18 protein-coding genes and 1 pseudogene are annotated in these 21,984 nt (G+C 38.0%); 7 read left to right on the top strand and 12 right to left on the bottom strand.

Going from position 1 to position 21,984, the window contains the following annotated elements; genetic code table 11:
• Positions 1-7: 7 nt before the first annotated feature.
• Together HJP15_RS09500 and HJP15_RS09505 are read right to left on the bottom strand one after the other, a co-directional pair.
• Positions 8-424, bottom strand: a complete 417-nt coding sequence (locus HJP15_RS09500) for a type 2 periplasmic-binding domain-containing protein (protein ID WP_170173612.1) — start codon at positions 422-424, stop codon at positions 8-10.
• Between the two features lie 10 nt (positions 425-434).
• Positions 435-1,514 (bottom strand): hypothetical protein, encoded by a 1,080-nt coding sequence (locus HJP15_RS09505; RefSeq protein WP_082355720.1) that lies wholly within the window; start codon positions 1,512-1,514, stop codon positions 435-437.
• A 403-nt stretch (positions 1,515-1,917) separates the two neighbouring features.
• Here HJP15_RS09505 and HJP15_RS09510 point away from each other — a divergent pair, with 403 nt between their 5' ends.
• Positions 1,918-4,098, top strand: coding sequence for an OsmC domain/YcaO domain-containing protein (locus tag HJP15_RS09510; RefSeq protein WP_170173613.1), 2,181 nt, complete (start codon positions 1,918-1,920; stop codon positions 4,096-4,098).
• A gap of 32 nt (positions 4,099-4,130) precedes the next feature.
• Here HJP15_RS09510 and HJP15_RS09515 read toward each other — a convergent pair whose 3' ends face one another.
• From HJP15_RS09515 to HJP15_RS09540, 6 genes and pseudogenes are all read right to left on the bottom strand, one after another.
• The gene (locus HJP15_RS09515; RefSeq protein ID WP_170173614.1) at positions 4,131-4,535 is read right to left on the bottom strand and encodes a DUF1801 domain-containing protein; all 405 of its coding nucleotides are present in this window, start codon (positions 4,533-4,535) and stop codon (positions 4,131-4,133) included.
• A 358-nt stretch (positions 4,536-4,893) separates the two neighbouring features.
• Positions 4,894-5,472 (bottom strand): annotated as a pseudogene (locus HJP15_RS21900) (DUF1287 domain-containing protein); the annotation flags it as partial.
• Positions 5,473-5,521: 49 nt separating this feature from the next.
• Positions 5,522-6,364 (bottom strand): alpha/beta fold hydrolase, encoded by an 843-nt coding sequence (locus tag HJP15_RS09525; RefSeq protein WP_170173616.1) that lies wholly within the window; start codon positions 6,362-6,364, stop codon positions 5,522-5,524.
• Positions 6,365-6,388: 24 nt separating this feature from the next.
• Positions 6,389-6,775: a DUF6768 family protein gene (locus tag HJP15_RS09530; protein WP_249365828.1), complete on the bottom strand. Its 387-nt coding sequence runs from the start codon at positions 6,773-6,775 to the stop codon at positions 6,389-6,391.
• 9 nt (positions 6,776-6,784) lie between these two features.
• Positions 6,785-7,303: an RNA polymerase sigma factor gene (locus HJP15_RS09535; RefSeq protein ID WP_170173617.1), complete on the bottom strand. Its 519-nt coding sequence runs from the start codon at positions 7,301-7,303 to the stop codon at positions 6,785-6,787.
• 125 nt (positions 7,304-7,428) lie between these two features.
• On the bottom strand, positions 7,429-10,308 hold the full coding sequence (locus HJP15_RS09540) for an insulinase family protein (RefSeq protein WP_170173728.1): 2,880 nt from the start codon (positions 10,306-10,308) through the stop codon (positions 7,429-7,431).
• A 153-nt stretch (positions 10,309-10,461) separates the two neighbouring features.
• Here HJP15_RS09540 and HJP15_RS09545 point away from each other — a divergent pair, with 153 nt between their 5' ends.
• A complete protein-coding gene (locus tag HJP15_RS09545) occupies positions 10,462-10,881 on the top strand; it encodes an MAPEG family protein (RefSeq protein WP_170173618.1) in 420 nt (139 codons plus the stop codon).
• A 63-nt stretch (positions 10,882-10,944) separates the two neighbouring features.
• Here the strand turns inward: HJP15_RS09545 and HJP15_RS09550 are convergent, their stop codons facing one another.
• A complete protein-coding gene (locus HJP15_RS09550) occupies positions 10,945-11,685 on the bottom strand; it encodes a peptidylprolyl isomerase (protein ID WP_064435972.1) in 741 nt (246 codons plus the stop codon).
• Between the two features lie 275 nt (positions 11,686-11,960).
• On the opposite strand from HJP15_RS09550, the gene HJP15_RS09555 reads away from it, so the two are divergent.
• Positions 11,961-12,158, top strand: a complete 198-nt coding sequence (locus HJP15_RS09555; RefSeq protein ID WP_054205962.1) for a hypothetical protein — start codon at positions 11,961-11,963, stop codon at positions 12,156-12,158.
• A gap of 76 nt (positions 12,159-12,234) precedes the next feature.
• Positions 12,235-13,869: a bifunctional UDP-sugar hydrolase/5'-nucleotidase UshA gene (ushA, locus tag HJP15_RS09560; RefSeq protein ID WP_170173619.1), complete on the top strand. Its 1,635-nt coding sequence runs from the start codon at positions 12,235-12,237 to the stop codon at positions 13,867-13,869.
• A 59-nt stretch (positions 13,870-13,928) separates the two neighbouring features.
• Here ushA and HJP15_RS09565 read toward each other — a convergent pair whose 3' ends face one another.
• Positions 13,929-14,876, bottom strand: a complete 948-nt coding sequence (locus tag HJP15_RS09565; RefSeq protein WP_054205960.1) for a hypothetical protein — start codon at positions 14,874-14,876, stop codon at positions 13,929-13,931.
• Complete coding sequence (locus HJP15_RS09570; RefSeq protein WP_212760659.1) at positions 14,869-15,762, bottom strand: type 2 periplasmic-binding domain-containing protein; 894 nt, start codon at positions 15,760-15,762, stop codon at positions 14,869-14,871. The genes HJP15_RS09565 and HJP15_RS09570 overlap by 8 nt, the downstream gene beginning before the upstream one ends.
• Positions 15,763-15,982: 220 nt before the next feature.
• Between HJP15_RS09570 and HJP15_RS09575 the strand changes: the two genes are divergently transcribed.
• Both HJP15_RS09575 and HJP15_RS09580 read left to right on the top strand, forming a co-directional pair.
• Positions 15,983-16,843 (top strand): S1/P1 nuclease, encoded by an 861-nt coding sequence (locus HJP15_RS09575; RefSeq protein WP_054205959.1) that lies wholly within the window; start codon positions 15,983-15,985, stop codon positions 16,841-16,843.
• 39 nt (positions 16,844-16,882) lie between these two features.
• Positions 16,883-20,050, top strand: a complete 3,168-nt coding sequence (locus HJP15_RS09580) for a TonB-dependent receptor domain-containing protein (protein ID WP_054205958.1) — start codon at positions 16,883-16,885, stop codon at positions 20,048-20,050.
• 65 nt (positions 20,051-20,115) lie between these two features.
• On the opposite strand, the gene HJP15_RS09585 is transcribed toward HJP15_RS09580, so the two are convergent.
• The gene (locus HJP15_RS09585; RefSeq protein WP_064435966.1) at positions 20,116-20,550 is read right to left on the bottom strand and encodes a MarR family winged helix-turn-helix transcriptional regulator; all 435 of its coding nucleotides are present in this window, start codon (positions 20,548-20,550) and stop codon (positions 20,116-20,118) included.
• Between the two features lie 131 nt (positions 20,551-20,681).
• On the opposite strand from HJP15_RS09585, the gene hmgA reads away from it, so the two are divergent.
• Positions 20,682-21,983: a homogentisate 1,2-dioxygenase gene (gene hmgA / locus HJP15_RS09590; RefSeq protein WP_170173620.1), complete on the top strand. Its 1,302-nt coding sequence runs from the start codon at positions 20,682-20,684 to the stop codon at positions 21,981-21,983.
• Position 21,984 lies beyond the last annotated feature (1 nt).

Consider the following 21,984-nt stretch of genomic DNA (forward strand, 5'->3'; position numbering starts at 1 on the left):
TAAACGTTTAAAATTTTCCAACTGACTTTACTGAATCAGTTAATGAGGCCGCCCCAACATAGCCGATCATACTCGGGTTTTTACTGACTAAGTCAATAACATCTGCATCATTTCCTACTTCTTTTGGTGGTGACCCTTTACCCGTAAAAATCAATTTTGACCAATAAGCTTTTAATTGGCTGCCCGATTTAGATAGCACATTACTATCAAACTCTTTACGCGCTGCAGAACCTTCATCTTGATTTAATGGCACCGCTTGATTCCCATCGGAAAATGATTTCGCTTTCCCTAAAAAAAGCTTTGAAATTTCAGATTGATCAAAACTACTACTATTTGATGGGTGAACAATAATAACAACCTCGGCATTTACTGAGTAACAACTAAGCAATAAAAGCGATAAGAATACTTTTTTAAACAATATCATAACTTATTCCTTAAAATACCAAATCAATGCCAAATGTGATCGACTCACTATCACCTGCAACGGCCAAATCAAAGGATTCATCATTCACTTTGTCAAATTGGACTTTAAAAGCCGCAGAGGAATGAAAATCCCAGCGTACGCCAACAGACGTTGTATCATGTTGTTCACCATCCTCGGCATCTTCTTCAAATTGAGAATAGGTAACATAAGGAGTGATGGTATCAAAGCGGTAGCCTAAGGTAATCATTGAGGTATCAAGGTTGCCATTTAAATCCAACCGATTTAGCTCTGTTAGTATAAATAAATTATCAAAATCTAAATTAACCGCAACACCATAAAATTTACCTGTTCGGCTAGTTTCACCATCAAATAATACTTGCTCACCTTTACGGTAGCGCTCATTTTTGTATGTCATATGAGTTAAGCGAACTTCAAACCAATCTTTGTTTAACTGCAGTACTCCACCAAGCATGTCACGCCAAATTTCACGCGTAGGCTCTTTGAAAAAAAACTCACTGAGCAGTTTATTTTCCTTATCGTCTTCTTCACCGTAATAAAGATTACCCATGACAGACCAATCACCAATCTCACCACTATAGAGTGCGTTAACACCGTTGTAGTTAAATATTTGCCATGTGTAATTATCTGCAGGTGGACGCATCCACACATAAGCATAACCTACGTCATAAAAATCTGAATAATAAAACAGCGGCAAACGCTTTTTACCTGCTTGGATCGTCCAATGTTCATTTATTTCATAAGATATGTATGCCCACTCGATTGTTGCATCAAAATCATTAGCCCCTCGGGCAACAATTTGACCTGTCATGGATAAACCTTCGGCTAAATCAGCATTAATTTGTAGGCCGAATAAGCTTTCAGGCTTAAATGAAATATCTTCTGAGTAAGCTGAAACAATCGGATAGTCAGCTAAAAAGGTAGGGGGTATATCGTATTGCGGGACTCCACTTCCAGATAAAACCTTACCGGCATTGATGCTGGTAAATCCTGAGAAGTTAATCTCGCCATAAGAAGCACCTGTAAATAAAATGCAATTCACAGTTAATAACCAATACAGCTTTTTCATCATTTGCGTTACCTTATGATATTAGTATTTTGCAATATGCAGTAATAAAACTAGCTTACCGTGAAAATTTTGCTCATTATTTATAATAAATTATTTTTAAATTAAGCATTAAATATTATTTTTTCCATCATAAATAACATCAATATAACGAGCAAAATGCTTTATAAGTGCACAGTAAAAACAATCTTAATTTCTATTTTTGATAAAAATGGGGGGCATCTACAAATATATCAATTACTCAAAGTGCAACCACTACGAGATTTATTTTAACTAAGCCAAGACTATTACTTGTATGTAAGGGCTGAAAAAGCAGATAATTGCATCCATATAATTAATACACTCACTAAGTAATTTTTTAGCCCTTGCTAAACTTACTTGTCAGTGCGCATTTAAGTGGAACTATTTAATGGAAATTAAAGTTAATTTTCTCGACAACCTCAGACTAGAAGCCAAGTTTGACGATTTCTCTGTGATCGCAGATCAACCAATTCGTTATAAAGGCGATGGCTCTGCGCCAAGTCCATTTGACTACTTTTTAGCATCATCTGCGTTATGTGCTGCGTATTTTATAAAAGTGTATTGTAATGCCCGTGACATCTCGACAGATGGTATTCGTGTTGCGCAAAACAACATTGTTGATCCTGAAGATCGTTATAACCAAATTTTCCAAATTCAAGTAGAGCTGCCTGAAAGCATTTCTGAAAAAGACCGTACCGGTATCCTACGTTCAGTAGATCGCTGTACAGTTAAGCGCGTTATTCAAACTGTGCCTGAATTTAAAATCGACGCGGTAGAGAGCTTAGATAATGACGCACAGGCCATGCTAATGGCAAAGCCTGAAGGTAGCGGAAACACCTTTATTTTAGGTAAAGATTTACCGCTTGAGCAAACCATTGCTGATATGACCGCAATTTTAGCTGACCTAGGCATGAAGATTGAAATCTCATCGTGGCGTAATATCGTACCAAATGTATGGTCATTGCATATCCGTGATGCGGCGTCGCCAATGTGTTTTACCAATGGTAAAGGTGCAAGTAAAGAAAGCGCATTATGCTCAGCCCTAGGCGAATTTATTGAACGCTTAAACTGTAATTTTTTCTATAATGATCAATTTCTTGGTGAAGAAATTGCCAACAGTGAGTTTGTGCACTACCCGAATGAAAAATGGTTTAAGCTCACTGATGATGACTCACTGCCACAAGGTATTTTAGACGACTATACACTGAGTATTTATAACCCTGAAGATGAACTGTGTGGCTCACACCTTATCGACACTAACTCAGGTAATGTTGAACGCGGCATTTGCTCAATTCCGTATGTTCGTCAATCTGACGGCGAAACCGTGTACTTTCCTTCAAATTTAATTGAAAACTTATTTTTAAGTAATGGCATGAGCGCAGGTAATAACTTTGCCGAAGCTAAAGTGCAGTGCTTGTCAGAGATTTTTGAACGTGCAGTTAAACGCCAAATTATTGAGCAAGAACTCGTATTACCAGATGTGCCAGACGCAGTACTTGCTAAATACCCAGCTATTGTTGCCGGTATTAAAGGCTTAGAAGAGCAAGGTTTCCCTGTAGTAATTAAAGATGCCTCGTTAGGCGGTCAATTTCCGGTTATGTGCGTTACCCTAATGAACCCAAAAACAGGTGGTGTATTTGCCTCATTTGGCGCGCACCCAAGTTTTGAGGTCGCTCTTGAGCGCAGCTTAACGGAGCTATTACAAGGACGCAGCTTTGAAGGTTTAAATGACGTGCCAAAACCTACCTTTAACAGTATGGCCGTCTCTGAGCCTGAAAACTTTGTTGAACACTTTATAGACTCAACCGGTAAAATTTCATGGCGTTTTTTCAGTGCTAAACATGATTATGACTTTGTTGAATGGGATTTTTCTGGCACTAACGAAGAAGAAGCTGCAAGTCTGTTCGGCATCTTGAAAGACTTAGGTAAAGAAGCCTACATAGCGGAGTTTTCAGATATTGGCACCGCGTGTCGTATTTTAGTGCCTGATTATTCAGAAGTTTACCCTGTAGAAGACTTAATTTGGGATAACACCAACAAAGCCCTTAAATACCGTGAAGACATTTTAAACCTGCACAGTTTAGATGAAGATCAACTAGCCGATTTAGTAGAGCGACTTGAAGAAAGCCAGCTGGATAACTACACAGATATTATCACTCTAATTGGTGTTGAGTTTGATGAAAACACAGTTTGGGGCCAGCTAACAATCCTAGAGCTTAAATTACTTATTTATTTAGCATTAGGTGATTTAGAAGCAACGATGGAATTAGTTGAAACCTTTTTACAGTTTAACGACAACACGGTTGAGCGCGGGTTATTTTATCAAGCAATGCACGCCACACTCGAAGTGGCACTAGGTGAAGACCTAGAAATTGAAGACTACATTCATAGCTTCACTCGCATGTTTGGGCAAGAAGTAATGGATGCCGTGGTAGGTTCAATCAATGGCGATGTGCTGTTCTACGGTTTAACACCGACCAACATGCAACTTGAAGGGTTAGAGCGTCATCAGCGTTTAATTGACAGCTACAAAAAACTCCACGCTGCACGCGCTGCAAGAGCTAAATAAACTTTATACTGCTTATAATACTCAAATTAAATTTAAGCACCTAGCATTGGCAGGTGCTTTATTTTTTTGTAGCGCAAAGCCAACGACAAACAATGCGCAAGTTCCTTGTTCGGCAATGCTTGATCAAGCTCAAACACCAAAGCACGGTTTCCTTGATAGACAAAGGTATCGCCATATAGCTCTTTAAAGGTATCGATTAGTTTTGTTTTACAATTAAAGTAAATACAAAATTGCTGCGGCGCTTTTTCTTTATAATCGAATCTTATTGTTGAACCACTTTTTGCGATATAACTTGGCTCACCCCACTTTAAAGCTTCCTCGACAGTAGTAATACCATCCTGCGCAGCTACCTGAAAAATTAAGTCTCTAATTTCATGTAATACAACCGCGATACTTTCAGGGTACGTCATAAATTTTTGTTTAACGCTATCTTGCATTTAGCTACCCTTAAAGAGTCGAAAAATCATGTTCTTTCGTTAACGTAAGTATATTTACTTGTTTATCTAAGTCTGTACTTTGATAGATTTCAAGTGTAGTTGAATTAGTTAAAAATAAACTCACATCAATGTAGCCGTTTACCTGTGCTGAAAACATTTTTCCCTGCCACTGTAACTCCTGAGACAAATTGGTTTGCTTAGCTGCTGCAATAACATCCTTAATAACTGTTAACCCAACAGCGTTCGAATTGTCATCATGGCGCTTTACTGTAATTCCACCTACATCCGCTGCAAATGTGATCTCTAGCCATGCGGGCTTTTCTGAATGTTTCCAGATACCTACTATCGAATTAACTACGGGCTCATACCGGTAATGTCCGGTGATCTTATAACGAAACAATACGTCTTCTCGCTGCGGCCCTGATCCGATATTATGCACTATCAAAGGCGTTTTATTATCTACTGCGTATGTGTTTACCACAATGCCGATATGCGGGAGGTTACCTGGTAGGATCCAGGTGACAATATCACCCGCTTTATAGTTTTCAACATTGTTCGTAATCGGCAGCACAGTGCCATGACGTTTAAAAAAAGTTTGTAAGTTGGGCACTCTGCGATGATCGATATTACTATCGGGCTTAGTCAAAGCCCATATTCTTTTTGAAGGATAAGAAGAAAAGTTATCGCGCATGTCTTCATGCACTAATTGTTGTAAATCAATCCCCAGTGAACGGTAGCTACGAATAACCACGTCAGTGCACACGCCAATATTGGCGGGAACATCACCATTTGGATACGCAATTCGATGATATGCGCCATCGTAACGTACATTGTGTTGTGTTCTATCATTTGCGGCGTTTGCCAATCCATCAGTAAATGTATTGCTATAACTAAAAGCAGAAAACAATAGCGGCAAAAACCAAAGTACATAAGTCATAGTCATTCCTGTAAATTTAAACGCTATTTAAACTTCAATAGCTTTAAAATCATGGCTGCTTATTCTCATCCAACATCTTCATTACTCGTTTTAACTCTCGAAGCACCAGCATAGGTTCATCATTTTGAATAAAATGACCGCTTTTTTCTGTTAATACACTACGTCCTTGAGGAAATTCAGCAGCCCAATTCTGCCATATCTCCCCCCACATTATTCGGCCCTTGTCTGTAAAAAACAAATTACTCGGTTCAGCCATTTTGCGCACTGACGCAATAACGGTGACAGGTATATCTTTAATCTGTGGATAGTCTGGTAAGGGCCGTTTACTCCAAAAATCTAAATATTGATTCGACATACCATTTGCCATATCACTTAGTTTTATTTGTGCGATTTCTTTATTACCCTGTTCTAGATTTATGGCACGCAGTATATCTACATCGTGCTCAGAAGAAGGATCGAGCATAAGTAAAGCATTCAGTTGCTGTGGGTATTTTGCGGCAAATTCTCGCGCAACACTGCCGCCATAAGAGTGTGCAGCCAATACTATAGGCTCTGAAATATCCAGCGCCAACAAGAATTCGCTCAGATGCTGTGCATAATCCATTGAAGTGAAATGCCGTTTAATTGCAGTTGAATTACCATTACCAACACGCGAGTATCGAATAACCTTAGTTTGTTCAGCTATGGAACTAAAAACCGAGTTCCAATCATCTAGCCCTGCGCTACCACCTGCCTCTAAAACCACAATTTGCTTACCACTGCCTGCAATTTCATATTGCAACTCAAACTCTCCCACTTTTACAAATGCTGCTTTAACATTTGCAGCAAACAATAAAGAGAGAGTCAGTAACAAGAAGCTATTAGTATTAACACCTAGAGATCTTAACTGCATTGCATTTTCCTTTTACATTTTAGCTTAGGTTTGACTGTTGGAGGTAAAATGCTCACTGAGAATTAGCCTAATTTCAAGCTCGCTTCGCTTGATTTCTTTCATTATCGATTGTCGGTTCATTTCCATAAACAGCCACAGTTTTATTGCAATTTGCATCATTAAACTACTCACAAAACACACTGCCCAAAACAATTGCTGCTCGGAGTTAAAAAATTGATAAGCTGATAATATAAAAATGGCAGTGAATATAAAAGCGAAAAACGTCCCTAGAATAGTCCAAAGTCGCATTTTTCCCTTATATATACCAATTAGTTGTTTAAATAAGCCTGGATCACTCTCTAAAATAGACTCTAAATTGTGTTGCTCTGCTTGCAAACTATGTTTAATTTTTTCATCAATATTCATCATCATTCTCTCCAATTATTCATTTAACCATACTGCCAACTGAGCTCTTGCCCGATGCAAACGTGACTTAACTGTCCCAACCGCTACATCCGTTATTAAGGCGATGTCACTAATTGACATTTGCTCTAGATAAAATAAGTAGATACTGTGCCGCTCACTATCCGGCAGGTTATTTATTAGTTTGAGTAAATCAATCGATTGCTCATTACTACTTGTTATATCTCTTGTTTGTTCATGCTTATCTGGTTGAAAACTTTCGTAGCCCCTGCTTTGTCGGGTTGTATCTATAAATTTGTGATACACCACTCTAAATAGCCACGCTTTAAATACACTTGGCTCTTTTAGTTTTCGAATATCTTTTGCCACTACAGCCCACGCTTCTTGCGTAATATCCTTTGCTAAATCCGTCTGCTTGCTCAATTTCATCGCGAAGAGAAAGCTTGGTTTGTATAAACAGTTACATAATGAGTTAAAAGCTAGCTCATCGCCCTGCTGTGCATTAATAACAGTAAGCGTTATTTGCGTCGAATTCATGCAATTCCTTTATCTCTTTTTTACAAGACGGTTTAGCTTGGTAAAAGGTTCGCAACTTTTTTTTTCTACAAAAAAGCCCAAGCAATTGCTTGGGCTCATTGTAAGTTAACGCTTAAACTACTTAGTTACTTTTGCAGTTTAATACCATTAAAGTGCGCTTTTAAATCAGTAACCAGTGTTTGTTTTGGTAGATCGGCAAATGGAGTATCTGCAAATTTACTACCACGTAATTGCACATTTAAACGTGCAGCTTGCGGGTTTAGCATGGTTTGTTTGTAGTAATCTTTAATATCAGCAAGTGTGACCTTTTCGACCTCTGAAATTAACTTTTGTTTTGAGTTAAAATCAAAGTTTTCACGGAACCAATCACCAATCAGCGGGCCCATCTCATCGCTAAGGTTTTTAGGCTGCTCTTTTAACGAGACAAGTGTGGCATTTTTAAGCTGCGCAAAGGTCTCTTCGCTCATGGCTTCAAGCTCCACTGCATACTGTTTTTTAAACGCTTCAAAACGCGCTTGCATCTCTTTCGGCCCTTTAACAGGGGTTTGGATAAACAAACCTATTGCTGAGTAATCTTCAACTGAACGTGCAAGTGCGCCAACAGCATAGGCTAACTGCTCTTCTGTGCGCATCTTATCAAAGGCAATAGTTCTAAAATGATCTTGCAATACTTGTGCTTGCGCCTTTTGCTTATAACCTGCAATTGGGTGAACTGTCATATCAATAATGGCAACATCAGCCACATCTATATCTTTTTGTAAAACGATAGTTTCACCTACTTGCGGTAACCACGCTTTACTGCGCGTAAATGACGTTGACTTATGATCTTTCGGTAATATTGCCGTCAGCTCTTTTGCAATTGCTTCAACATCTTGTTGATTGTAGTTACCAAAAGTAAATACACGCAGTTCATTGCGGCTAAACGTTTGATTTTTTAGTTCTTCAAAATCAGCAATCGTCAGTGTTTGGGCTGTTTTGATCAATGCATCCGTATCAAAACTACCAGTGCGTACTAGTTTTGAATATTCACCAAAAGCTTGGTAATAAGGGAACTGCTTTTGTGCATTGAGTAAATCACGTTGGTAGCGATCGAGTGCTTGAGCAAAACCTTGCTCTGCTACTTGTACATCTATGCTTTCAAGTGCCTGCGCAAGTAAAACATTTTGTTTATCTGTAAAGCCGCTCATTGACAAAATAAGGCCATTGCTGTCTTCAAGGCCAACACTCATACCGGCTACAGCTGCTTCAGTGCTGAGTTTACTTTGCTGAAGATTATATAAATCTGCCCATACTGAATACAACACTTTCGCTTTAATATCCGCAAGTGCATCAGGAGTATTTAAATAAACTTCTACAAGGCCCTTTGGTTGCTCTGCAAAGTTTTGGCTCGCTTGACGCCATACTTTTACACCGTTTTTATCGTATGTAAGTTCTGGGTGTTTTTGCTCGCTAAATTGCGTGGTTTTAATTGCAAAACTCTCTGGAAGTAAACGATTAACTGTTGGTAATGCTAAGGCAAATTCACTTGGTTTGTTCCAGCTAGCAATTTCACTTTCACCAATTTCTGCTATGCGGTATTTACCATCATAAAAATGCAGTTTTGAGTCCGTTTTTTCTTGCTGTGAGGTGTACCAAATACGCAGTGTTTGCGCATTTAATTGTGCAAGTACTTCATTAATTGCATCTGCATCAAACTGTGCATAATGATATGGCGCATTAATAGCATGATTAAGCGGGTAATCTTGCATGCTGCCCGCTAAGTTACTAACATACCCAAATTCATCGCCTTTTTCTAAAAATTTAAATTCATTATTAAGCGACGTGCGGATCTCATTAAAGTATTTATTATCAACCCCTTCACGCTTGATCAAGTCAATATATTGCATAATAGTCGCGACAATTGTTTCGCGGTTTTTCATGCCCTCATCAGTCAGCTGAATATCAACCGAAAGCATGCCATAGTTACCATAATGTGTCGGTGAACTACTTGCAGAAAGTTGTGATACCCAGCCCTTATCACGTAAAATTTGTGCTGGGCTTCCTTGCATCTCGTTGCTAAGTAAGTAAGCGACAAAACGGTTTGGTTTAACAGCAAATTCATCGCTATTATCTGTAATTGTAAAATCTAGTTGTAGCTGCTTCACATCTTCATTTGGTGCGTAATGTACGCGTTTTCCGCCAACATTATCAAAGTCTAACTTTTTAGTAACAGTGGGTTTATCAATTTTTTTATCTTCAATATCAGCAAAATATTTTTGTGCTTTCGCTTCCATTTCTGCAAGTGGAAGATTCGAAATCATCGCCACTTTCATAATATTTGCAGAGTAATACTTATTATAAAAATCAACGGTTTCTTTATGCAGTGAGCTGCCTTCTTTATCGCCTAATGTTTCAAGGTTACCAATTAAAAAGCGGTTTGCAGGGTGATCGCCCATCATTTTACGGGCAAGTTTAAACTGTCCAAAAAAGTCCATTTCACGACGCATTGACCATTCTGCATTGACGGCATTTTTCTCTTTGTCTGTATACTCAGGGTAAAGCTTTGGTGATTTAAAAAAATCAGCAAAACGATCAAGTCCTTCATCGTAGGCATCGTTATTTACTTTAAACATGTAATTAGTGATATCGAGCCAAGTGTACGCGTTGTGCGCGCCACCATTTTTGGTCATAAAGTCAGAATAACCCTTTGTGTCAGGGTAACGCTCGGTGCCTAAAAACAGCATGTGCTCTAGATAATGCGCCATACCTTGCTGGCTCATTGGGTCATGTAATAGACCTACACCAACACTTAATGCTGCAGCTGATTTTTCAGCACTTGGATCAGAGACTAAAATTACTTCGATTTCGTTAGCAAGCTTGAGTGTTTTATATTCACGGTTATCATTTGGGCTGACAACTAGCGTGTCTGATAACAAAGAGGTTTGCTGTTGAACTGGCGTCGTTGTTGTACCACAACCACTTAATACAGCTAGCGCAATGGCACTTAAAGTAATAATTTTTTTCATAACGGGAATATAATCCATATTTGTTGTCTTGTGAGTATGATCGGTAAACCCAACAGGGCTTGCAATCATTTTCATAAATACTTTGTAACACATTGTGAATTGTAAAAACAAACTGTTAGGCTTAAGAGACTGTAATTATAAGAGGTAATAACAATGGAAAAATATTTATTGCTCGCTATGTTTTGTCAGGTATTGCTGACGTTTGCGGTTATGATCATTATGGGGCGTCGCCGCTTTAGCGCTGCGCGTAATAAGACAATCTCGATGCAAGACTTTGTCACTATGAAATTAGATAAAGCCGGTGATGATGTTCATGTAGCAGGTCGTAACTTTGTTAATCAATTTGAAATGCCCGTATTGTTTTTTGTGGCCAGCTTAGCGGCTTTACAACTCAATGCTACGGGATATGTACTTATTGTATTGGCGTGGTGCTTTGTAATTTCACGAATAATACACAGTATAATTCACTTGGGAGGCAATCGCGTAAAGATGCGTTATTATAGCTTTTTAGTCAGTTGTTTATGTGTATTAGCTATGTGGATTCAAATAGTTACACACGTCTTTTTGATGTAACGAGCATTTTTATATTTTGCTATCAATAAACCTGATAGCAAAATATACATAAAATTTGGATGGCTATGCTGCGCGACGACGCTTAAAACCAGCAAATAATAAAGGGAGTAATAACCAGCCCATGCTGCCTCCATCTGAGCCACCCGTCGATGGTTTTTCAACTGTATCTATTAGTGTATTTTTAGTTGGGTTTAAATTAACTGATGAATTTTCATCGTTATCTAATACTACAACACTATTTATAGATACTAAGTTTGCTGTAGTAAGTACAGTATCTGTGCTGGCACACTGTTCTTTAGTCACATTGACAACGGGTACTTCACCACAATGCACTAACTCAGCAATGGTATCGAGCACAGCAAAACTGTCAGTGCTTATTTGGCCAAAAACCGTAAAACCACCATTTTGTATATCTAAATTTGCACTGTTATCTTTTAAATTAAAAAACCACTGACTGGTTGCACTATTTTCGTTGCTACCAAGTTTTGCCATCGCAATAGTGCCTTTAACATTAGACAGTTCGGGCTCATTCTGAACAGCAGCAGATGTAGTGATTGCTTTAAAACCCTCATTATAAGTAAAGCCCCCCCCTTGGATAATAAAGTCATCAACAGAACGGTGTATTACCGTTTGATTATATGCGTCACTTTGGATGTACTTTAAAAAATTAGCGACTGTTTTAGGGGCTTGTTGATCAAATAGATCTATCTTAATAGTCCCTTGCGATGTTTGCATTTCAACAACCGTCGCATAACTGTTAAAAGATGCTGCGGCTAATAAACTACATAGTAATAATTTTTTCATTTTTGTTATGTTTCCCAAATTTATTTTAATTATTTAACATTTATGAAATGATAATAAACCTTTGCAGCGAAAGCGATAGCTAAGAGCCTGTTTATACAAATAAGAGCAGTTTGATTACAACTTAATTACATTTTGATTGCAGAGCCTTACACTATCTCTTTATTCTTTCATGTTATAACTAGGTTCTTCTTAAGTCTAAATCGTCTGAACAGGCTATTTCTTATTTGTTAGTATTACTCAAATAATAAAAACTAGTCGTAACAGGATACAAAGCAATGTCATACACTACTGAGCATATTTGTGATTTTGGATTGCACAAAGGCGAACCATACACCAAACTGCCCGCCAGCTTTTTAAACTGGATGGTTGGTAATAATCACGAAAAATCAGCGTTTGCACATCAAGAGTTACAAAGACGCCAACTTGCTGCAACAGGAAAATTAACTGCAGAAACTACATTTGAATTAGAATAATTACGTTATTTTAAAAACAAACTAGGTTAAACTACGCGCTTAATCACCAGCAAATATGGACAACACGGGTCACATTATGCGCGTATTTATTACACTCTTTTTATTACTGAGCATCAGTGCATGTAGTAATAACAATACCCCAACTCAAAAAAAACCAGCAGCCGAAACTCAATATCTCACTGTTTTACATACCAATGATAATCATGGTCGCTTTTGGCACAATGAAAAAGGCGAATATGGTATGGCCGCACGTAAAACATTGATTGACCAACTTAGAAATGACGCAAAAGCTCAGGGTCATGCCGTACTACTTTTATCTGGCGGTGATATTAATACAGGTATACCGGAGTCAGACTTGCAATTTGCAGAACCTGATTTTAAAGGTATGTCATTTATTGGTTATGATGCAATGGCCCTTGGCAATCATGAATTTGACAATCCTTTATCCATTTTAAAACAACAACAACAATGGGCTAATTTCCCTCTGCTGTCGGCGAACATTTTCGATAAAAAGACTGGAGAAAATGCTTTTCAAGCCTATCAAATTTTCAAGCAACAAGGATTAACAATCGCTGTTATTGGTTTAACCACAACCGATACAGCAAAAATTGGTAACCCCCAATTTATTGGTGGCCTTGAATTTAAAGAGCCTGTTGAAATAACCAAAGCAGTAGCTCAAAAAATTAAAGTCCGATATCAACCAGATATCACGATTGCCGTCACCCATATGGGTCACTATGTTGATGCTTCATATGGTATTAACGCTCCTGGCGATGTAACCCTCGCACGCTCATTACCTCATGGCACCTTAGACATGATTATTGGGGGTCATTCACAAGAACCAATTTGTATGACTGCTGATAATAAAAGTGATGACAACTTTAAACCAGGCATGGCATGCAAGCCAGACCAACAAAATGGTACTTGGATAATGCAAGCCCACGAATGGGGCAAGTACGTTGGTAAGGCGATGTTCAAAATTGAAAAAAAACAGCTTACGTTAATCAACTATGAACTACTGCCAGTTAATTTATACATAGATAAAGTAAACGCTAATGGTATAACTGTTCCCGAGTTAGCAAACGAATACATTACACCAAACCCTGAATTGAAGAGCTTTTTAGCACCGTATCAAGCTAAAGGAGCGAAACAAATCGAGGGGAAAATTGGCTTTGTTAATGCAAAATTAGAAGGCGATCGTAATAAAGTCCGTTATCAGCAAACTAATTTGGCGCGCGTCATTATTCAAGCACAAATGAACAGTGTTAACGCAGACTTTGGCCTTATTAGTGGCGGCGGTGTTAGAGACAGCATTTCGGCAGGTGAAGTAAGCTATAAAGATATTTTAAAAGTACACCCGTTTAAAAACCGCATTACTTATATGGATTGGCAAGGTCAAGATTTATGGGACTATCTTGATATTGTAACGCGTTTTCCGCCTGACTCTGGCGCTTATTTGCAATACCATCAGCTAAGCTTTGAGCGTAATAATGATTCTCTAATTAACGTAATGATAAACGGTAAAGAGTTAAATAAAACGAAAACATACAGAATGAGCCTTAATAGCTACAATGCTTCAGGCGGTGATGGCTACCCCGCCCTTACAGATTTAAAGGGCTTTGTAAGCACTGAGGAAACTGATGCACAAGCCTTAAAACGATTTTTTAGTGAGTACAGCCCTGTAAATGCTGCGGAATTTTCACCTAAATAACCGACTTTGACTATGGTCAACTTGAAATCTCAAATTGACCATAGTCAACCCCACCTCTACTATTTACCGATCACAACAATGTCATCTGCTTTTATATTGACTAGCCCATAGCTATGAAGCCGCGAACGGGATCCTTCTCCATGTGCTTTTGGCGGGTAATACTTATCTTTTAGCTCGGGGTACTCACTGAGTATTTCATCAAGCGCAGCACGAATTTCACTTAATGTTTTTTCTAAACTATTGGTAAAATTAGGTCGTTTACGAATTGTATGACCTAGCTCAATCAAACGGTAAAAATATTTATTAGCAAGTTCAAGGAGCTCAACTGGCACATCTTTATTTTGGTTAAGCGTTACATCAGGGTTATCTATACAAAACTCGATTAGTGCTAAATAAAAACACAACGGCTTGTTAGCTAGAGCAATTTTAATAGCTTTATCTTCGTTCATACCCAGTGTTTTATTTTTCAAATCAATTTCAAACCTGGCATTATTTTTAGGCAACAATTGTTCTTTTTGTTTTTTTAGCGCCAGATAGCGCCTCGATGAATATTTAATTACATCTGCCCATCTTGCAAACAATAAAGCAACAACAAAAAAAGCAATAACAAAATACAGGTCACTCAATAGGAATAAAGGCGTATAAGTCAAAAAAGTTATACTTACACTTTGATCATTCGTTGTAAGCCATTTAATAACCGTTTTAAAGCTTAAATCCTGTGACGATAACATCACATCAGCAATAGCATAGACTTTAACCTTCTCGGTAGGCAGTTCATTGTTTAGCAGTTTAATATAATGTGTAATTTCTTCATGATTACCTGAGTGCTTTAAAAATGCATCTGTTAAATCAAGACGAGGTAAATCTAATGCAATACGTTTTTCGATTTGAGCTATAACGAGCTCGGTACTTTCAAGCTGTTTAAAATAAGTAGATACTTTAAATATGCATAATGAGAAGACGAAAACACACAAAGTGATAATTGAAAATTGTTTATTTTTAATCATCCTTGTCTCCTAAAAATTCAACCTCATCTGCGGAACAATGCCAATATGATTCGGCATGATTAAAGTATGGTGATGTCTGCTGTTTTGAAAGTGTCATAAGACGTGATTGGACAGCACAGAGTAAATCTGTATTTTCGTGCTGCATTTTTAAATACCAACGAGTTCCTGTTATATTATTGCTGATAGGTGTAATGTAATTTTTCGAAAAATGCTCATGATCTTCTTCTTTCCAAAACGATGCTATTAAATCTACACGCCCACTGGCTAATAACTCTCTTAACTCATTATGGGAACTGGCGTAAGTAATATCTAACATTTCAAGATTAAGACCTAGTTCTTTGAATTTCTGCTTCGGTAAAATATGCCCTGAGCGGCTTGTTGGATAATCAAGTAATCCAATACGTTTACCGAAAAAGTACTGCTTATCTACTTTAGGTTTTTCTTTCGCAGATATAAAAAAAGCTGTATAACTTGGAAAGCCGACAATCGGCTGATAATTATAAGTAGATTCTGCTTTGAATGCAGACATAATATTGTTTTTTGCCAAGATCAGATCAGCAATTCCTTTACCAACAAATTCAATGCTATCTGTTGTCCTATACCCCCAAAAACCAACAACCTCACCAAATTGTTTTGCTATAACAGAGTCACCGCATAAACTGTTAATTAACGTGGAGGCTACTTTTTTTGAAGGTGCAAATACAATGAGCTTTTCTTTATTATGTACTGCAGATGTCTGACAGCTATTAGACGTTTGTATTAATGGTTTTATTTCTTTTTTCTCTGAATCTACACTGAACTTTCCACAAATCCAAACTAGCAAAAAAAACAGTAACAAAACAGTAACAAAGGCACTATGTTGTAAAGCGAGTTGTTTTATTTTCAAAAGTTCTACAATCCAATCCGAAGCATATATCTATTTGAACAATTTTAATTACTCATTACAATAGGTAATTTTACTTAAATGACATAAACCATTGAAATAATTAATTTATGAACAAGAAATTATGAATCTAATTGAGTCCTTTCTATTTCTGTCAAAATCAGGACAATTTACATCTAGATACATTGCTCAAAGCAGCCGCATTATTTTTAGGAACAGGTAAATGTTAAGCAAAATTACACTTGGAATTCATAGTTTTTTAGTAATCTGTCTATTATTAACAACACATAATGCATCAGCTTGGGGACAAAACGGACATCGAATTATTGGTCAAATTGCTGAGGTACATTTAACTCCAACAACTCAATCAGCATTATTACCATTATTAGAAGGTGAAAGCCTTGCTCAAATATCAACATGGGCTGATGAAATGCGCTCAGACCCTAGTGCATTTTGGCAAAAAAAATCTTCTCGCTGGCATTATATTAATGCACCCGACTCAACAACTGGTTTTATTCACAATCACAACCACTCGTTAAATAAAGATACCGTCACTAATATTCTTGAAGGTATACACTTTTCCATTAATACACTTAAAGATAAAAAAAGCTCCATCGATGCAAAGCGATTTAGCTTACGTTTTCTCGTTCACCTCGTGGGTGATAGTCACCAACCATTTCACGCAGGACGTAAAGAAGACAGAGGCGGTAATAATATTTCTGTCACATTCTTCGGGCAGGATACCAATCTTCATAGTCTATGGGATACTAAGCTTATTGAAAATGAGAATTTATCTTATACCGAATTTGCACATTTTATAAATTCAAACGATAAGCTACTGATTGCAGACTATTTACAAAGTACACCCGCAATGTGGCTAGAAGAATCTAACAATATAGCTAATGTTATCTATAATAAAAATGAAACAAAAATTAGCTATCAGTATATTTATACAAATATGCCAATTATAAAAACTCGTTTGCAGCAAAGCGGGATTAGACTTTCTGGGTTGTTGAATTTAATTTTCGACAATTCCGCAAAACCGTTAGTAGATGCACTTAAGATGCCCGCTAACACAAATTAAATAATCATTAATATAACCTTAACACGGGAAAACAACATAATGAAAATCCAACTACGCAAAACAGCTCTATCACTCGCTATTGCAGCTTGTGTTGGTGTGAGTAGCGCAGCAATAGCAAGTGATACTACATCATCTGTTAAAGGCCAAATATCTGGACCTAATGGTAGCCCAGCAGCAAACACTAAGTTAATAATCATTCACGAGCCTACTGGTACAAAGCGTGTTGTAACAACAAATGACACAGGTACTTTTAATGCAGCAGGCTTGCGCGTTGGTGGTCCATACAAAATTACAATTGATTCAGATGTATATCGTGATGTTCAAATCAACGATGTTTACCTATCACTTGGTGAAACTAGACGACTAGACCAGACTTTATCAAGTAATAATATTGAGTCTATCGTCGTTACTGGCTCTGCTGTTTTATTTAATTCATCTGCAAATGATTCATACTTCGGCGAAGACGCAATTAAAACGGTACCGAGTATTGGCCGTGACATAAAAGACATTGTAAGAAACAACCCTTTAGTAGTGGTTCAACCAGGTAGTGACAGCTCTTTAACAATCGCTGGTGCAAACCCGCGAACAAACTCTATCACAGTTGATGGTATTCCCCTTAATGATGACTTTGGCCTTAACAATAACGGCTACCCAACTCAGCGTAATCCTTTCCCACTAGATGCTTTAGATCAAGTATCTGTATCTGTTGCACCAGTCAACGCTAAATCAAGCGGCTTCACTGGTGGTAATGTTGACGCAGTGTTTAAATCAGGAACTAATGAAGTTCATGGTAATATGTTCTATGAAAAGCTGAGCAGTGATTGGGCTGGTAGCCCTAAAGGGAGTGACGGTAAAAAGTTAGATCTAGACTTTGAAGAGAAAAACTATGGCGTGTCATTTGGTGCTCCAATTATTAAAGATCAACTTTTCTTCTTTGGTGCTTATGAAAAATTCGAATCTCCTCAACAACTTGAGTACGGTGTTGCGGGATCAAGCATTGGTACGAATAAAACACTAATTACAAATGCTGATTTAGAAGCCGTTCGTAAAATTGCAAGTGAAGTATACGGTGTTGATAATATCGGTAATGCCGATACACAACCGCAATTAGAAGATGAGAAATACATCGCTAAAATCGATTGGAATATCAATGACTATCATCGTGCAAATTTGGTTTACATGCATAATGAAGGCAATAACACCCGTAACATGACCAGCAGTAGTCGTGAACTTCGATTAGATACACACTGGTATAACAAATTTGAAAAACTTAATAACTTCAGCTCTACTTTATATTCTGATTGGACAGATGAGTTCTCATCTCAAATTAGCGTAACCAAAAAGTCTGTAGAAACTGGTCAGGTATCTCTTAACAGTAACTTGGGCTTAGGCGATATATCAATTAATAATATTGATGTCGATGGCGATGGCGATACAGGAACGATTTCATTTGGCTCTGATGAAAGCCGCCATTCTAATTCATTAGAAAATGATTTATTCTCACTTAAATTAGATGGTACTTACCTGTTCGATGAGCACACTTTAGAATTTGGTGTTAAATATGATGTACTAGATATTGAAAACCAATATTTACCGGGCTCAAAAGGTGTTGTGTCTTTTGATAATATCCAAGCTTTCGAAGAAAGAATTGCTGCGAACTATAACTATTCTAACGGTATTGGCAACAACCCTTTAGCCGTTGCAGCTAAGTTCACTCGTAAAGATATTGCTTTATACATCAATGATTCTTGGGACTTCAATGACGATCTAACCCTGTCTTTTGGACTTCGTTATGAACGTCTTGGCTCAGACGATAAGCCAAAGTTCAACCAAGATGTACTTGACCGCACTGGTTTTGATAACACTTTTAACCTTGATGGCGTAGATATTTTATTACCACGTGCCGGCTTCACATATAACCTAAGTGACGATGTTATTATTCGTGGTAGCGTTGGACGTTATGCAGGTGGTAATCCGAACGTTTGGATTTCAAACTCATACTCAAATGACGGTGTAAGTGCGCAAAGCTATAGTGCGAGAGGCGTTGAGGTACCTGCAAGCGTTTTAACTACACCAACACCTGAAGCAATTGAAGCAATAAATTCAGGTACTCGTGGTTCAACATCAAACTTTATCGACCCAAATTTTGATATCCCTTCGCAATGGACTTACATGCTAAATACTGATGTAACTCTGGATATTCCATATATTGGTGATAATTTTGCCTGGACAACGACCGCAATCTACACCAAAAAAGAGAACTCAGCTGAGTGGATCAATGCCGCGTTATTACAAGAGGGTGATGTTGTAGGATCAACAATCGATGGTGCGTTACCATTTTACGACACGCGTGAACTTGAAATTATGTTAACAAATGCCGACGAAGATGGACGTTCTCTTATTCTTAGCACTGGTTTATCTAAAGGTTGGGATAACGGCTTTAAATTCGATGCTTCATATACTTACCAAGATGTAACAGAAGGGAACCCTGGAGGCTCATCTACAGGTAGAAGTAACTACCGTTACGGCCACTTTGGTGATCATCAACGTACGCAAATTGGTACATCAACTTATGAAACTGAACACAGGTTTGTATTAAGTCTAAGTTACTCTACTGAGTTTATCGAAAACTATAAAACAAACTTTAACTTATTCTTTGAACGTCGTTCTGGCTCAGCATATAGCCAACTTGCAAGCCTTCAAAACTTGACTGGTGGTAGATTCTTTAACCAAGATCTTATTCAGCCTTCAGGTAACGGGTCTACATTTGGTGGTAACTACCTAGCTTACGTTCCTACAGCGAACGATCCAAATGTACGTTATGAAGACGGTGTAACTGAAGCTGAAGTACTTGCTCACTTTAATGAACTTGGTCTTTCAGGCTATGCAGGTGGATTTGTTGATAGAAGCCAAGGGAAATCTCCTTGGGTAACTGCAATGGACTTATATGTATCTCAAGAAATTCCTGGCTTCACAAAAGATCACCGCGGTGAGTTCTATTTTGTAATTGATAATGTACTAAACCTAATCGATTCGTCTAAAGGTAAAGTTTATCGTCAAGATTTTGGAACACGTAGTGTAGTTGAGATGGATATTGATCCGGAAACAGGTCAATATATTATCGGTGCACCACTTAATGATGATTTCACTTTTGAAGCTGAAGATTCAACATATAGAATTAAGCTTGGTGTTAAATACACTTTCTAATTTAGAGTAATATCACTTTAAATTAACTAAAGCCCATCCTTGATGGGCTTTTTATTTACTCATGATTAAGGCGTGTTTAGCTTAATACTTAACTTATCTAAGCATTGTTGTAACACCTGATATTCTTGCTCATCTAATACTGCTAATAACTGTTGCTCCCATGCTAATGCATCTGGTGCTAGCTGCTTATATAATTCATGCCCATCTGATGTTAACTCTAATAGACTCGCGCGTTTATCCTCAGGGTTTAAAATACTGATTATATATTGCTTATCAATGAGTGCCTTTATCGCACGAGATACAGTCGATTTATCCATAGAAGCTTGCATACATAACTCTTTTGCATGACTTTGGCCAAGTTGAGCTAAGTTAAATAAAATACGCCACTGGGGTATAGTTAAATTACTTTGCTGTTGGTAAACACATGCAAACTCCTCACTCATTTTACTGGCTATATTAGCTAATCTGTAGGGTAAAAAGGTTTCTAAATCGAGTGCCATTAATCTGCATCTCCTATTAATTTACAACCATGTTTTAACTGTTCATAAATATGTACACTTATAAAAAGCTTGATGATTGAATTTAGTCTCACTTGAGAGTATCTTACAGTAAAACACAAAGGAGTCGAGTGATGACAAGCGAATTAAAATACATGACAGGGTTTGGTAATGAATTTGAAACCGAAGCTTTACCGGGTGCTCTACCTATTGGGCAGTTTAGTCCTCAAAAAGTAAAATACGATTTATATGCAGAGCAATTTAGTACAACCGCGTTCACAGCGCCACGTGCTGATAATCGTCGTACTTGGATGTATCGCATTCGCCCATCTGTTGTACAGGGTGATTACACATCGATTGATAATGGGCTAATTCGTACAGCCCCCATCACTGAAGTACCGACTCCACCAACTATGCTGCGTTGGAACCCAATTGATATTCCAGCTACACCAACCGATTTTATTGACGGTTTGATCACTATGGCTGCAAACGGCAGTGCCAACGCTCAAACGGGTATTGGTATCCATGTATACGTCGCTAATAAATCAATGACTGACCGCTATTTTTATAATGCCGACGGTGAAATGTTATTTGTACCGCAACAAGGTGAATTGCTGTTAAAAACAGAGTGCGGTAATTTAACAATTATAGCAGGCGAAATTGCAGTGATCCCTCGCGGCATTAAGTTTCAAGTTGAATTATTAACTGACTCAGCGCGTGGTTTTATTTGCGAAAACTACGGCCATGCGTATGTTTTAGCTGAGCGCGGTCCAGTCGGTGCTAACGGATATGCCAACGACCGAGATTTTCAATACCCTGTCGCAGCCTTTGAAGATAAAGAAGGCGACTTTGAATTGATTGCTAAATTTAACGGGAATATGTTCCGTTGTGATATCGCTCATTCACCATTAGATGTAGTCGCATGGACAGGAAATAGTGCTCCGTATAAATACGACTTAGCACGCTTTAATGTGATGAATACGGTGAGTTTTGATCACCCAGATCCTTCTATTTTTACTGTTTTAACCTCGCCATCAGGCACCGAAGGCGTAGCAAATATTGATTTTGCCATCTTCCCACCACGCTGGATGGTTGCAGAGAACACTTTCCGCCCGCCGTATTATCACCGTAATATTATGAGTGAATTTATGGGCTTAATTGAAGGTGTATACGATGCTAAAGAACATGGTTTTGTGCCCGGTGGCATGAGCTTGCACAACTGTATGTCACCGCATGGTCCAGAAGCTGATGTGTTTGAAAAAGCCTCTAACGCAGAGCTTGAGCCGCAACGTTACGACAATACACTCGCGTTTATGTTCGAATCTCGTTATGTTATTTCACCAACTAAATATGCCCTTGAAGGCAAAGAACGCCAACCAAACTACACTGATTGCTGGCGTACAATTAAAAAACACTTCACGGCCCCACAAGGATAAT

Origin of the sequence: Pseudoalteromonas sp. NEC-BIFX-2020_002 (assembly GCF_013002825.1) — a bacterium.
Classification (GTDB): domain Bacteria; phylum Pseudomonadota; class Gammaproteobacteria; order Enterobacterales; family Alteromonadaceae; genus Pseudoalteromonas; species Pseudoalteromonas neustonica.

Coding starts and splice junctions, on each gene's coding strand:
- HJP15_RS09500 (WP_170173612.1), bottom strand. CDS start 424: ATGATATTGTTTAAAAAAGTATTCTTATCGCTTTTATTGCTTAGTTGT.
- HJP15_RS09505 (WP_082355720.1), bottom strand. CDS start 1,514: ATGATGAAAAAGCTGTATTGGTTATTAACTGTGAATTGCATTTTATTT.
- HJP15_RS09510 (WP_170173613.1), top strand. CDS start 1,918: ATGGAAATTAAAGTTAATTTTCTCGACAACCTCAGACTAGAAGCCAAG.
- HJP15_RS09515 (WP_170173614.1), bottom strand. CDS start 4,535: ATGCAAGATAGCGTTAAACAAAAATTTATGACGTACCCTGAAAGTATC.
- HJP15_RS09525 (WP_170173616.1), bottom strand. CDS start 6,364: ATGCAGTTAAGATCTCTAGGTGTTAATACTAATAGCTTCTTGTTACTG.
- HJP15_RS09530 (WP_249365828.1), bottom strand. CDS start 6,775: ATGATGATGAATATTGATGAAAAAATTAAACATAGTTTGCAAGCAGAG.
- HJP15_RS09535 (WP_170173617.1), bottom strand. CDS start 7,303: ATGAATTCGACGCAAATAACGCTTACTGTTATTAATGCACAGCAGGGC.
- HJP15_RS09540 (WP_170173728.1), bottom strand. CDS start 10,308: ATGAAAAAAATTATTACTTTAAGTGCCATTGCGCTAGCTGTATTAAGT.
- HJP15_RS09545 (WP_170173618.1), top strand. CDS start 10,462: ATGGAAAAATATTTATTGCTCGCTATGTTTTGTCAGGTATTGCTGACG.
- HJP15_RS09550 (WP_064435972.1), bottom strand. CDS start 11,685: ATGAAAAAATTATTACTATGTAGTTTATTAGCCGCAGCATCTTTTAAC.
- HJP15_RS09555 (WP_054205962.1), top strand. CDS start 11,961: ATGTCATACACTACTGAGCATATTTGTGATTTTGGATTGCACAAAGGC.
- ushA (WP_170173619.1), top strand. CDS start 12,235: ATGCGCGTATTTATTACACTCTTTTTATTACTGAGCATCAGTGCATGT.
- HJP15_RS09565 (WP_054205960.1), bottom strand. CDS start 14,876: ATGATTAAAAATAAACAATTTTCAATTATCACTTTGTGTGTTTTCGTC.
- HJP15_RS09575 (WP_054205959.1), top strand. CDS start 15,983: ATGTTAAGCAAAATTACACTTGGAATTCATAGTTTTTTAGTAATCTGT.
- HJP15_RS09580 (WP_054205958.1), top strand. CDS start 16,883: ATGAAAATCCAACTACGCAAAACAGCTCTATCACTCGCTATTGCAGCT.
- HJP15_RS09585 (WP_064435966.1), bottom strand. CDS start 20,550: ATGGCACTCGATTTAGAAACCTTTTTACCCTACAGATTAGCTAATATA.
- hmgA (WP_170173620.1), top strand. CDS start 20,682: ATGACAAGCGAATTAAAATACATGACAGGGTTTGGTAATGAATTTGAA.